Below are 13,384 nucleotides of genomic sequence, written 5' to 3'. Positions count from 1 at the left end.
AAATGAAAAAAATATTTGCAATAACGATTCTATCATTGACCTTCCTACTTGCTTGTCAAATGAAATACCAGAGTTTTTCCCCAGGTCAAGTATGGCTTGATGATCAAAATACACATATCAATGCACATGGCGGAGGTTTTTTGATTCATAATGATACTTATTATTGGTTTGGAGAGCATAAGATTGCAGGTGAAGAAGGAAATAAAGCCCAAGTAGGTGTGGGAGTTTATTCATCTAAAGACCTTTATAATTGGAAAAATGAAGGTATCGCATTGGAAGTCCATGATGATCCCAATTCTCTTTTGGTAAAGGGTTGTATCATTGAAAGGCCAAAAGTGATTTATAATGAAAAGACAAAGAAGTTTGTGATGTGGTTTCACCACGAACTCAAGGATAGAGGCTATGAAGCTGCTATGACAGGTCTAGCTATAAGCGACAATATCACAGGCCCTTATACTTATATCAAAAGTATCAATCCTCATGCTGGAATATGGCCAACGAATTACCCAGATAGTCTTAAATCATTATCCGCTGATGTTGATAGTTATGTGAGACCTTCCCCAGAATGGAAAGATGCTGTTAGGTTAGGGTTGTATTTGAGAAGAGATTTTGAAAAAGGTCAAATGGCACGAGATATGACCCTTTTCGTAGACGAGGATGGCAAAGCATATCATGTACATTCTTCAGAAAATAATCAAACACTTCATGTAGCAGAATTGACTGAAGACTATATGGATTTTTCTGGAAATTATACCCGAGTACTTCATGGAGAGCAAAATGAAGCCCCTGCGATATTTAAAAAGGACGGAAAGTATTATATGTTTTCTTCCGGGTTAACAGGTTGGAAACCAAATCCAGGAAAATCTGCGGTAGCTGACCATCCCATGGGCCCATGGACTGCATTAGGAAATATGTGTATAGGTACAGAGGATGAAATGAAGACTACCTTTTGGTCTCAAAGTACAGCCGTAATTCCAGTTATTGGCAAAAAAGATGCTTTTATTTTCGTAGGAGATAGATGGACACCTGATAATCCTATCGACGGAAGTTATATTTTTCTTCCCGTTGAGTTTGAAAACCAAAAACCTGTTTTGAGGTGGAGAGATAATTGGAATCTTACCTTTTTTGATAAAAATTGAAATTTATGAACAAATTATTCATTTATATAGGGTTATTTTTTTGCTTGGATGTTTCGGTTTTTGCCCAATCATCCAAGCCTAATTTCATTGTGATTCTTGCAGATGACTTGGGTTATGCAGACCTGAGTTTGAATGGCAGTAAACAAATTCAAACCCCAAATATAGACGCCATAGCCAAAGGAGGTGTGAATTTCACACAGGCCTATGTATCAGCACCTGTTTGTAGTCCATCTAGAGCAGGCTTGTTGACAGGGAAAAATCAGGTTAGTTTCGGCTATGATAATAACCTTGCAATTAATCAAAAGGGATTTGATCCTGAATATGCTGGTCTCCCTATTGAACAAAAAACCATTGCAGACCGGTTGAAGGAAGCTGGTTATGTATCTGGGATAATAGGCAAATGGCATCTTGGCTCAAATCCACAGTTTCATCCAATAAATAGAGGCTTTGATGAATTTTGGGGATATTTGGCTGGGGGACATCATTATTTTAAATCAGAGAAGGAAGGACAAGGATATTTAGCACCCTTGGAAAGTAATTATAGAACGCCTCAAGAAATCACATATCTTACTGATGACAAAGGTGATGAATGTATTAATTTCATCAAACGTCACAAAGATCGTCCTTTTTTTCTGTATGCTTCATTCAATGCTCCTCATGCACCCATGCATGCGACTGAAGAAGATTTAGCTTTGTTTTCTCACATTTCTGATAAGGATAGAAGGATTTATTTGGCTATGGTGCATCGACTTGATATCAATGTGGGTAGAATTGTCCAAACTTTGAAAGAAGAAGGGTTGATGGAAAACACTATGATCGTTTTTTTAAGTGATAATGGTGGTCCAGTAGATCAAAATCACTCAAACAACGCACCTTTTAATGGTCAGAAAGGTATTTTGCTAGAAGGTGGTATCCGAGTTCCGATGATGATCCAATGGGACGGAACCTTGCCTCAAGGTGTTACTTATACACCAGCCGTTTCTGCATTAGACTTGATGCCAACATTCTTGGAATCGGTCGGAATTAAAGTAGTAGAACAGGATAGTTTGGATGGTGTAAATCTAATTCCTTTTCTAAATGGAGAAAAACAAGGAATTCCCCACCAAACTTTAAAATGGAAATTTACTGTTAGTGCTGGTATTCTAGAAGAAAATTGGAAACTAATAAGAATACCTGATAGATTACCTCTATTATTTGATATTTCAAAGGATATTTCAGAACAGCATAACTTAGTTTTACAATATCCTGAGGTAGCTGAAAGGCTTCTCCGTAAACTAGGCGATTGGGATTTGGCTTTGCCTCATCCTTTATTCCTAGAAGGTGCTGAATGGAAAGCCAAACAACGTGATCTTTATGATAAGACCTACCTGATTAGCCAGCCTGAGAATAAGTAATAGTCTAATAGAAAAATAAACTTATGCATTTTACTAAAATATTGAATTTTCTTTTTCTGAGTTTATTAATGATTTTCTCTTGTCAATCCAAAGAAAGTGAAGAAATAACTGAGGCTAAAAAACCCAATGTCTTGATCATTTATTTAGATGATTTAGGCTATGGAGACTTGAGTGCTTACGGGGCCACAGAAATCTATACGCCAAACATGGATAGACTCGCCAATGAAGGTCTAAAGTTTACCAACGCCTATGCCACCTCTGCTACATGTACACCTAGCAGGTACGCAATATTGACAGGGACATATCCTTGGAGAAATGACAATGCCAAAATACTTCCTGGTACTGCACCATTATTGATTGAAACCGATGAAATGACGATTCCCAAAATGCTCAAAACCAAAGGTTATCATACTGGAATCGTGGGTAAGTGGCATTTAGGTCTTGGAGATGGCTTTGTCGATTGGAATAAAAAGATAAGCCCAGGACCAAATGAAGTGGGATTTGATTATGCTTACATCATGGCTGCTACTCAAGATAGAGTACCTACGGTGTATATCAAGAATGGGAATGTTGTTGGTTTAGATAAAGAAGATCCTATTCTAGTTGATTATGATAATAACTTCGATGGTGAACCAACAGGAAAAAATAACCCTGAATTGCTCAAAATGATGTGGCATCATGGTCATAACAGCAGCATTGTCAATGGAATCCCAAGAATCGGTTACATGAAAGGTGGCGAAAGTGCCAAATGGGTGGACGAAGATATGGCTGACCATTTCCTACTAGAAGCCCAACAGTTTATCAAAGAAAAAAGCCGAGAAGAAAATCCATTTTTTCTTTATTATGCCATGCAGCAACCTCATGTGCCAAGAACACCACATCCAAGATTTGAAGGAAAATCAGGGATGGGTCCTAGAGGCGATGTGATTTTGGAGGCAGATTGGTGTGTAGGAGAGATTATGAAGATTCTGGAAGAAGAAGGGATTTTGGAAAATACTTTAGTGATTTTTTCTTCTGATAATGGACCAGTTTTGAATGATGGCTATTATGATGATGCAGTAGAAAAACTCGGCAATCATACACCATGGGGCCCCTTTAGAGGAGGCAAATATAGCTTATTTGAAGCAGGAACGAGAATGCCTTTTATGACCTATTGGAAAGGAACCATTCAGCCTGGAGTGTCCGAAGCCTTGGTTTCACAGCTTGATTTGTTGAATTCATTATCAACTTTGGTGGGGAGTGATATCAAAACAGAAGATGGCGTGGATCTATTGGATGTGCTATTAGGAACATCAAATGAGGGTAGAGCTGAAATTATATTGGAAGCAACGTCTAGAACAGCCTTGAGAAGTGGAGATTATATGATGATTCCGCCATACGATGGGCCTAAAGTAAATGAACTTGTTAATATAGAATTGGGAAATGATTCAGAATATCAGCTGTACAATCTTAAATCAGATCCTGGTCAAAATAATAACCTTGCAAAATCTCAGCCTGAGGTTTTGAAGAAGTTGATTGCAAGGTTTGAGGAATTGAGAGGAAGCGAGTATGAAAAAATCCAACAATTGGAATTAAAGTAAATAATTGGGAGTATTAATTTTTAACACCTGAGGCTTTCGCTTCAGGTGTTTTTTTATAGTTCAATCATTATAGCCTAGGGTATATGATGAAGGTTTATTTTTAGCTAAGGTCAAAATCTTGTACATGGCTAAGTTAATCCCCAGAATTGGACAGCTTGGTAGTGAGTTCTTTAGGTTCGGAAAAATAGACTTTTTACCCCTCTGTTTTGAATGATATAGCCCCCTAAAACAAGCTCTTATAAGGTAATTTAGAGCTTGATTTTTATCAAAACAATTAATAGTAAACCAAAAAATATCATGAAACAAATTTACAAAAAGGTAATGTCAGCCTTCCTTTTGGTTTTGGGATTTTCCCTAATGATGCCATCAGAAGTACTCGCATTACAAGGAAACTCTAATCCCTGCCCATCCAACAAATACCTCTATTGGGTAGGGGATGTGGACAATGATTTCTTTAATGAATTGAATTGGAGAGAGGCAGTACAAACTCCATCGACACCTATTCCTCCAGGTCAAATTGGAGAACTCGGACAGTCTGCCAAGCCTGAATGCTTGCCAGGAGCTAATAAAAATCCAAATGTTATCTGCCTCAGTGATCATGACCCCGATAAAGATAAAACACCAGCAACAGGTACATTAAATCCGGGTCAACCTATCCCTTTCAACCTCTATATAGAAGGTGCCGAAGTAATGGCTTCCGGAGATATCGTTTTTGGATGTTTGGATTTTGGGTTAACTCTGAATGCTTCCAAACTGGAATCTTCTTCGGCAATCACTCGAGGAGTAGTGACCTTGGATAATGAAAGTACCTTAAAAATTACTACTACTTCTATTTCTTCCTTGACTCAGTTCGACTTTTTGGATGCTGCATCCTGGATCTATTGGGATGGGATCACACCTGATAAACTTGGAAATGCGTTAGACAATAAAATAACAATCAATGGACTAGAAACATCGTTGGGTGCTGGCTATAGAATTAATCAATATTATCAAAAAGGTTCTTTGATCAGGCCCATTGATCAGTCTTACTTCCCTCTTGAAGTATTTAGTTCTTTAAGTTTTGAAGGAGTTTCTGCTAAAATATCTGAAGATTTAATTTATCGTGGATCAGCAATTCCACTTGGCGATAATTCGGTAAACTCTTTTATTCTCAAACGTGGGTTTATGGTAACTTTTGCAATTAACACAAATGGAACAGGCAAAAGTAAAGTTTATATAGCCTCAGAGAAAGATATGGAGATTGATGCTCTTCCAATTGCTTTACAAGGGAATGTCAGCTTTATTCGAGTAGTCCCTTGGAATTGGGTAACCAAAAAAGGAACAGGAAAAATCCATGAACAAATAGATGCAGGTTGGTTTTACAATTGGAATTTGAATGAAAAAGCAAAGCCCAATTATGATTATGTTCCGATGGCTTGGGGAGCAAGTGGTACCTTTCCTGCAAATATTGACCAAATGATAGGGTTAAAAACTACAACTCATATTTTAGGGTTTAACGAATCAGATAATTGCTTTGGACAATCAGGGCAATTCAATAATTTGTGTGATCCTGAGGTAGCTGTTGCTTATTTTGAAAATCTTATGGGTACAGGGGTTCGATTAGGTTCACCAGCACCAAGGGAAAATGGACCGACAACATGGCTACTCGAATTTAATCGCATAGCAAAAGAACGGGATGTAAGATTCGATTTCTTGGCTGTGCACTGGTATGATTATGGTAGTAATCCAAATAACACACCTAATGCGAATCCAGAAGCAATTTTTAATAGGTTCAAAAACTACCTGACAAATGTCTATAACATTTATCAACTTCCTATTTGGATTACTGAGTTTAATGCTAACGAAAATAGAAGTACAGCGATTCAAGAAGAATTCCTGAAGTTGGCTTTACCTTATCTAGAAAGTCTCGATTATGTTGAGCGATACGCGTATTTCCCACCTAATCCCGATCTTGCCGATCCTGCAAATAATCCAGAAACTTCAGAGTATACAGATGAAAATGGAAATTTAACTTCAATTGGAGAATTATTTCTTGCTCTTGAATCAAATCCATCTATACCAATGGATACCTACGCTTCACCAAATAATCTGGAGGGTTTGGATTTACCATTTGTCCCGAAACCTGTCAATTCGTTCGCTTTTGAAGCTGAATGTGGAGATTATTTAGGAAGCAAGTGGAATGTAATCCAAGATGAGAATGCATCCAATGGATATTATATCAGAGGAAATGTAAATAAAGAAGGTGAAAGTCCTATTGCCCAACAGATTCATTTTGAATTTGATTTAGACTCTGAAAGTGCTGATCAATATCGAGTTTGGATAAGAGCTAGAAATATGGGTGGAAATGGATCCATCAGAATTGCGGTCAATGGAAATGAACTCAGTCAAGTAATTCCATTTGTAGCCTCTTCATTTACTTGGTTTCAAATTCCAAGGTTTTATGATTTGGGAGAAGGAAGGCACAGGTTAACTATTGAATTCCCTAATTCTAATATTTTGTTGGATCAGGTTGCATTCACTTCAGGTCCGGCAGATTTTGATTTGTTTTTAAATGAACCAGGTTTCTGCATTCCAGATTCTTTTACTTGGGGATTGGTAAAGACAGATTTCGCTGATTTTTTTGAAGCAGAAAATGGAAATATCGGTGCTGCATGGAAAATAAAAAGCGCTGATAGGGCCATTAATGGAAAGTATGTCACTTCTACTTCAGCACAACAAAGCAGTATTGTCCCTCCAGGAAGTGATGGTTTCCTAACTTATCAAATAACTGTAGAAGAAGCTGACGAATATGAATTTTGGGCAAAAATTCAAGCCTTTGATGAGGAAGAGTATAGTCTTTGGATTTCAGTAGATGGTGAACCTTTCAGAAAGTGGCAAAATTTAGGAAATCCTCTTTTTGAATGGTATTGGAAGAAGTTTCACCATAGTTACAACGAAGAAGATCGAAAGTTTAGCTATTTCCTAACTGCCGGAAACCATGAAGTAAGGATAGGCTATGCTAGTGGAAATGTATCTATTGATAGGATAGCAGTTGCTAGTAAAGGTAAACTACCAGAGCAAATTGATCCTAATGTACTTCTTATCCAAGAAAGCCTTGAATTTGAAGCTGAGTTTGCTACAATTTTAGGTAATGCAGTTATTCAAGGTTGTGAATTAGCATCAGAAGGTCAATATGTTAATATGGGAAATAATAATTCAAATGGAGTTAGATTTGAGGAAGTTATTGCACCTGAATCAGGACTATATGAATTATATATAGTTTATTACAGTAAAGTAGCTAGAGCTTTCTCAGTGAGAGTTAATGGAGAAAATCCTATTCCACAATCTGCTGCTCCATCTGGACTTTGGTGTTTTGAAGGCGGGAATTCTGCTATTCATAAAATTGAAGTTATCCTTAAGGAAGGCCTAAATGTGATAGATATCAACCCTTTTAGCGGTGCAAGTCCGATTATTGACAAAATTAAACTTGAAAAATCAAAAAGAATTGCACCTACCATGATCTCACTTGAAGCAGAAGAAGCTGAACTTATAGGTTCTATGCAAACACCAACTTGCGCCACTGCTTCAAATGGGCAGGTTGTTAACTTGGGCTCAAACATTAGTAATCAGATTAATTTCAGAAATATTAATATTAATAATTCTGGTATTTATAGTGTTGAATTTCATTATTTCACGCCTGTTCTAAGAAAAATGAGAATCATTACCAATGGTACCGCTCAGACTGTTGACTTTTTGCCAACAGGTGCCTTCTGCTTTGAGGGGGGATCGCCTGGTACTCAAACCGTAGAGTTAGAATTGCAGGCTGGAGAAAATGTTATTCAACTTACACCTATTGAAAATGCCGCTCCTGTAATCGATAAAATAGTGATCACTAGTAACGATGGTGGTCAAGAAATGATGCGAACTCTGATCGAACAAGAAGTAGAAGTAAATACATCTAGCCTTCTAGAATACAGTGAGTTCAAAGTATTTCCAAACCCTGTAAAAGCAGGTCAGTCTTTGACTATTCAGGTTCCTGGAGCAAGTAGTGAAGCAGTGCCAGTATATGTGAGTTTGACTGATATGACTGGAAGGACAATCTATTCAAATGCAATGAGTAATACAGAGTCTCAAACTGTGACAATCAATAACTCACTTCAAAAAGGAATCTATGTAGTCCTGATTCAACATGGAAATCAGTGGTTTACTAAGAAACTTAAAGTGGAGTAAAATATAAAAGAGGGGGGAATCCCCCTCTTTTATATTTTAATAAGGTTCTAAAATAACTTGAAAAAATCCATGAAGATCCATTTTCCATTTGTTCTAATACTTTTTCTTACGAGTTGCAAAACTTCCGTTTCCTCAGAAAAAGAGATCAAAACTTTCCTATTAATCAATGAAAATGGGATGGAAATAAAAGTCACTAACTTTGGAGGAAGGGTGATGGAGTTGAAAGTCAAAAACAAGGAGGGTAACTTGACTGATGTTGTACAGGGATTCAATCAACCAGAAGATTATTTCATATTTGGAAACAGCTATTTCGGAGCGGCTATCGGGAGATATGCCAATAGGATCGCTCAAGCAAGTTTTTCGATTGGAGATTTTACCTATCAACTCAAACCAAATAATGGCCTTAACTTCCTTCATGGGGGTGAAAAGGGATTTCATAATGTGATTTGGGAAGTTGTGGAAAAAGAACAAAGTCGGATAATTTTAAAGCATATCTCAAAGGATGGTGAAGAGAGTTTTCCCGGAAATCTTACTATAATCATGACTTATGAAATTACTGAAAAAGATGAATTTAAAATCACCTATACAGCTGACACAGATCAAGCAACACCAGTGAATTTGAGCCATCATTCATTTTTCAATCTAAATGGCTTTGAATCTAATCAAATTGAAAATCATGAATTTGTTATCTATGCATCAAATTTTACTCCTGTGGACAGCATGATGATTCCATCTGGTGAAATCCAATCGGTAGAAGGAACTGTTTTTGACTTCCGGTCGCCAAAATCTATTCTTCCAGCTATTAATAATCCTGATCTGCAGTTGAGATATGCTCAAGGTTTTGATCACAATTGGGTACTGGATAAGGATGATGATCTTGAAAGAATCTCTAGAGCAGCATCAGCATATTCTCCAGAAACAGGAATCCGAATGGAAGTATGGACAAATCAACCCGGAATTCAATTTTATACTGGAAATTTTCTCAATGGAAATTTTAAAGGCAAAAATGGAGTGAGTTTTCAAAAGCGGTCATCTTTTTGCTTTGAGCCACAGGCTTTTCCAAATGCTGTCAATCAGAGTAAATTTCAAAATGTTATCTTGCAGCCTCGTGAGACTTATATCAATGAAATCATTTATGATTTTTCGATTCAATAAGTTCTTAAAACACCTATCAAATCCTATTAATACCAAAATCATGTCCCAAGTTTTCAATTTCGAAGATCATAGTCACAGAAGATATAATCCATTTTCAGGATCTTTTGTGCAAGTTTCACCTCATAGATCCAAAAGACCTTGGCAAGGTCAACAGGAAAATATCATAGTCGCAGAACAGATTTCCTATGATCCAGCATGTTTTCTTTGTGCTGGCAATAAAAGGGTAGGAGGAGAGCTCAATCCAGATTATCAAGACACATTCGTCTTCACCAATGATTTTGGAGCGCTAACAGCCGATTTTCCTACCGGATCGTATGAAGATGGTGAGTTTTTCAAGGCTAAAAGTGAACGTGGCATCTGTAAGGTGATATGTTTTTCACCTGATCACTCCAAAACCATTCCCAATCTATCTTTAGAGCAAGTTACTGCTGTAGTTAAGACTTGGAAGAGAGAATATGAGGAATTGGGTTCAAAGGATTTTATCAATTATGTACAGATTTTTGAAAATAAAGGAGAAGTGATGGGATGTTCAAACCCCCATCCTCATGGGCAGATTTGGGCACAGGAAAGCATCCCTGATGAACCATTTAAAAAGCAATTGAACTTCAAAAACTATCAAAACCATCATCAAACAAGCATGGTCGTGGACTATGTCCATGCAGAATTAAATAAGCAGGAGAGAATCATTGATCAAAATGACACTTTTGTGATATTGGTACCCTTTTGGGCTGTTTGGCCATTTGAAGCTATGATCGCACCTAAGGTTCATTTACCAAGCCTTTCAGCTATGTCGGACAATCAGCTCAAAGATTTGGCAGATGCGTACAGCAAGCTAACCAAGCGATACGATAGGCTTTTTGATGTTTCTTTCCCTTATTCCGCGGGTCTCCATCAAGCTCCTACTGATGGGCTAGAACATGCAGAATGGGATATCCATATGGTCTTTTATCCACCTTTGCTTCGCTCTGCTACTGTGAAAAAATTCATGGTGGGTTATGAAATGCTAGCTAATCCACAAAGAGACCTTACTGCCGAAAAAGCGGCAGCAGTGTTACGAGATTGTGTTTGAAAATCTGATTAGAAATATTGAAAATAGAGTACAAGGTTCTTAGCGGTAAAAGAATTCTTGGAAATCATAAATAGTACAAAAAAAAGTACATGAATTCATTGCTCCATAAACTTTGCCCTAATGAAGAAGTAAATGGGAAAAGTCTATGTTTGTGTTTTGTCTTTCCTAGTTAATTCAAAAGACACTTTGGTTCTTATCCACTCTTCATCGGAAGCTAAACATTCCCAAACAATTTTGCTATTTTCTTTCAATTCCACAGTTTTAAATTTAGTAATATGATTATCCGCAATGACACTAGTAATTCAATAAAACGAAGGGATCAAGCGGATAATCGTCGCCGGAAGACGGTCGACAACAGCTGAATTAAAAGGTGTGTGCGTAATAAAATATGGTTACTGGTGCGAAAGCGGATATACATATTTAGTAATATACTCTTCGTCAAAGTCAAACTCATTAATAAATCCAACTTCAGGTTTTACTTTTAATTTCTTTGTCCACACTTGTCCATAACCTTCTTCTGAAGTGAGTGTTTTATATACTGATTCAACAGGTACTTTTAGATAGTTGATTTGCTCAATACTTTCCATTTCTATATGTTTTTATTCATTAGGACTCCTACTATTGACTGTCAAATAGGTTTCAACTACATATTGAAACGTAAATATCCAGTTCTGAGTCATTCCAATCTAGGCTTCTTTCATCATAGATTTCAAAGTCAAAACCAAATTTTCGCTGTAGATCAGAATTCCAGATTTTCTCCCAGGCTTCAGTAATACAACCTGTCATTACACCTTTCGCTGTCACTTTTACATATCTTTGAGAAGGGATTTCTAATGATTTCAGGTTTTCATGAATTACTGAGTTTTTAGCTACTTTACACCCTATAAAATATGAAAATGGTTTGGTGGTCAAAAGATTTGGATAATTAAATTCCCAATTCTCTTTTCTTTTTCTGAATCAAGTCTCCCATGTCACTCAAATCTTTTACAAAACCAGATGCTTTTATAAATTCATTTTCCGTATTAAACCAATAAACTTTACTATCTCCTTTAATTTTCAATTTATACAAAGGAGGGTAAACAAATTGTATGAGAGAAAGGGATTCCACCTCCATCCAATTTATTTTTCTTTCGTTCTCACTATTTTTAATGGTTACATTTTGGCCTTCTAATTTTACTATCACAAATTTATCCTTAATAGCAATAAATAGTGGGAAGCAAATTATTCCTATCATTCCAAAAAATAATGTGGTAACGATATTTTGTTCCATTTTCTCACCATTTATCCAGAATAAATCCGGAAAGAACCAAGACAAAATGGACGTAATTGACAATATTACTCCCAAACCAAGAAATAGGTATTTCAGAAAGTAGTGATATAGATTATTGCTTTCCATGGTTTTTCAATTTTCGCTAACGGGATTCAGCTTGGAGACGGCGGGCATTCGGAGCCGTTCTCTTCAAGTCTACTCCTAACTTCTTAAATATACTGAACTTTCTTTACTCTGAACCGCCCGCTGTATCCAAGGTGATGTTGTGGGCTTTCCTTCTTTCTATGTTCTGTTTATAAGATTTACGACTACATTGATCATCATTTCCTTTTCTTCAGGTTTGCTTTCAGCAATTAACAAAGTCAAAGCGACCAATGCGCTTTCACTGATTCTTTTAGTACCATCTGGAAAATACAAACTTTTGTTCTTTTCCAAATACCAAATGAATAGCCAGGCAGCAATTCTTTTGTTTCCATCTGAAAATGAATGGTTTTTCACAACAAAATATAAAAGGTGAGCAGCTTTTTCTTCTAAACTTCGATACAATTCTATGCCATCGAAAGTTTGGTCTATGGCTGAAATTGAACCCTTAAAAGATTGGTCTTTTTCATTTCCAAAAAGACTTGATCCACCGAATCTTTTCTTTAATTCTTCTACTGCATGATTTGCTTCCTCGTAGGATATTCTAAAAGTAGCTTGGATTGGGGTATCGGATAAACTTAATCTTTGATGGTCATAATCATCCAGAATATCCAAAGCAGTCGAAAATTCAGCTAAAACTTCAAATATACCTTTAGTCTGATCGTCTGAACCAAGACTTTGGATTGTTCTATTAACAAGTTTTATTGTTTTTTGAAGTTCGAGTAACCTCTTTTCGTTAAACGTATAACCTTTTACCAGATGATCTTTAATGATCTTATTAGCCCAAATTCTAAAGGCTGTACCCTTTTTGGAATTAACCCTATAACCCACAGAAATAATCAGATCCAAATTATAGATTTTAACCTGTCTCTTTACTGCTCTTTCACCTTCCTGTTGAACTTGTGTAATTTTTGCACAAGTTGCCTTTTCATCCAATTCAGAGGTTTTGTAAATATTTCGGATATGCCTGACTATTGATGTCCTGTCAGTGTCAAACAATTCAGAAATCTGATATTGATCCAACCAAATGGTGTCATTTTCAAGAAGCACTTGAATAGAAGGAGCGCCTTGACCCGACTGATAAATTACTATTTCTCCTGTTTGCTTCATGAGCTAAACTTTGATTGCTGGCCTTCAAGATACTTAATTTTGGCTTTTTTGAGTTCTTGAATCTCTTCATATTCCAAGTTTAATCCTAAGTAGGTAGAAGAGAGATCAATTCTGTCATGAAAAAAAAGCAACCGCATCATTCTCCTTAGCTCAACTTTGTGTGAAGGACTTTCCAATTGGAAAAAGACTTTAACTTTATCGCCATCAAATTTGAATTCTATGAAACTATCTTTGTGTTTAAAAGGGAAAAGAATCAGTTTAGTTTATCGTCACTTTAATAATGCCTAATTCACTTCAATAACCTCTTTAATCAATCT

Annotated in this window: 10 protein-coding genes; 6 read left to right on the top strand and 4 right to left on the bottom strand. The window is 36.6% G+C overall.

The window, feature by feature from the left end; all coding sequences use genetic code 11:
- Positions 1–2 precede the first annotated feature (2 nt).
- The 6 genes from CHB66_RS05030 to CHB66_RS05005 all read left to right on the top strand — a co-directional run bounded on the left by CHB66_RS05030 (position 3) and on the right by CHB66_RS05005 (position 10,546).
- Positions 3–1,139, top strand: a complete 1,137-nt coding sequence (locus CHB66_RS05030) for a glycoside hydrolase family 43 protein (protein ID WP_089238640.1) — start codon at positions 3–5, stop codon at positions 1,137–1,139.
- 5 nt (positions 1,140–1,144) lie between these two features.
- Complete coding sequence (locus CHB66_RS05025; protein WP_089238638.1) at positions 1,145–2,533, top strand: sulfatase-like hydrolase/transferase; 1,389 nt, start codon at positions 1,145–1,147, stop codon at positions 2,531–2,533.
- Between the two features lie 23 nt (positions 2,534–2,556).
- Entirely contained in the window at positions 2,557–4,113 is a 1,557-nt protein-coding gene (locus tag CHB66_RS05020; protein ID WP_089238636.1) for a sulfatase family protein, read from the top strand.
- Positions 4,114–4,410: 297 nt separating this feature from the next.
- Positions 4,411–8,322 carry a glycosyl hydrolase gene (locus CHB66_RS05015; protein WP_089238634.1) on the top strand — a complete coding sequence of 1,304 codons (3,912 nt, stop codon included), beginning with the start codon at positions 4,411–4,413 and terminating at the stop codon, positions 8,320–8,322.
- Between the two features lie 69 nt (positions 8,323–8,391).
- On the top strand, positions 8,392–9,477 hold the full coding sequence (locus CHB66_RS05010; protein ID WP_089238632.1) for an aldose epimerase family protein: 1,086 nt from the start codon (positions 8,392–8,394) through the stop codon (positions 9,475–9,477).
- 40 nt (positions 9,478–9,517) lie between these two features.
- Entirely contained in the window at positions 9,518–10,546 is a 1,029-nt protein-coding gene (locus tag CHB66_RS05005) for a UDP-glucose--hexose-1-phosphate uridylyltransferase (RefSeq protein ID WP_089238994.1), read from the top strand.
- Positions 10,547–10,938: 392 nt separating this feature from the next.
- On the opposite strand, the gene CHB66_RS04995 is transcribed toward CHB66_RS05005, so the two are convergent.
- The 4 genes from CHB66_RS04995 to rhuM form a co-directional block, all read right to left on the bottom strand.
- Positions 10,939–11,133 (bottom strand): hypothetical protein, encoded by a 195-nt coding sequence (locus CHB66_RS04995; protein ID WP_212668439.1) that lies wholly within the window; start codon positions 11,131–11,133, stop codon positions 10,939–10,941.
- Positions 11,134–11,185: 52 nt separating this feature from the next.
- Positions 11,186–11,458 carry a GyrI-like domain-containing protein gene (locus tag CHB66_RS04990; RefSeq protein ID WP_089238630.1) on the bottom strand — a complete coding sequence of 91 codons (273 nt, stop codon included), beginning with the start codon at positions 11,456–11,458 and terminating at the stop codon, positions 11,186–11,188.
- Between the two features lie 13 nt (positions 11,459–11,471).
- A complete protein-coding gene (locus tag CHB66_RS04985) occupies positions 11,472–11,816 on the bottom strand; it encodes a hypothetical protein (protein ID WP_141107371.1) in 345 nt (114 codons plus the stop codon).
- A gap of 282 nt (positions 11,817–12,098) precedes the next feature.
- Positions 12,099–13,067, bottom strand: a complete 969-nt coding sequence (gene rhuM / locus CHB66_RS04980; protein WP_089238626.1) for a virulence protein RhuM/Fic/DOC family protein — start codon at positions 13,065–13,067, stop codon at positions 12,099–12,101.
- Positions 13,068–13,384 lie beyond the last annotated feature (317 nt).

The sequence above is a fragment of the Belliella buryatensis genome (genome assembly GCF_900188245.1).
In the GTDB taxonomy this organism is placed as follows: Bacteria; Bacteroidota; Bacteroidia; order Cytophagales; family Cyclobacteriaceae; genus Belliella; species Belliella buryatensis.
Note: the sequence above shows the minus strand (reverse complement) of the source record. Positions and strands in the feature narration are given on the sequence as shown.

Coding starts and splice junctions, on each gene's coding strand:
- CHB66_RS05020 (WP_089238636.1), top strand. CDS start 2,557: ATGCATTTTACTAAAATATTGAATTTTCTTTTTCTGAGTTTATTAATG.
- CHB66_RS04985 (WP_141107371.1), bottom strand. CDS start 11,816: ATGGAACAAAATATCGTTACCACATTATTTTTTGGAATGATAGGAATA.
- CHB66_RS05015 (WP_089238634.1), top strand. CDS start 4,411: ATGAAACAAATTTACAAAAAGGTAATGTCAGCCTTCCTTTTGGTTTTG.
- CHB66_RS05010 (WP_089238632.1), top strand. CDS start 8,392: ATGAAGATCCATTTTCCATTTGTTCTAATACTTTTTCTTACGAGTTGC.
- CHB66_RS04995 (WP_212668439.1), bottom strand. CDS start 11,133: ATGGAAAGTATTGAGCAAATCAACTATCTAAAAGTACCTGTTGAATCA.
- CHB66_RS05005 (WP_089238994.1), top strand. CDS start 9,518: ATGTCCCAAGTTTTCAATTTCGAAGATCATAGTCACAGAAGATATAAT.
- CHB66_RS05025 (WP_089238638.1), top strand. CDS start 1,145: ATGAACAAATTATTCATTTATATAGGGTTATTTTTTTGCTTGGATGTT.
- rhuM (WP_089238626.1), bottom strand. CDS start 13,067: ATGAAGCAAACAGGAGAAATAGTAATTTATCAGTCGGGTCAAGGCGCT.
- CHB66_RS05030 (WP_089238640.1), top strand. CDS start 3: ATGAAAAAAATATTTGCAATAACGATTCTATCATTGACCTTCCTACTT.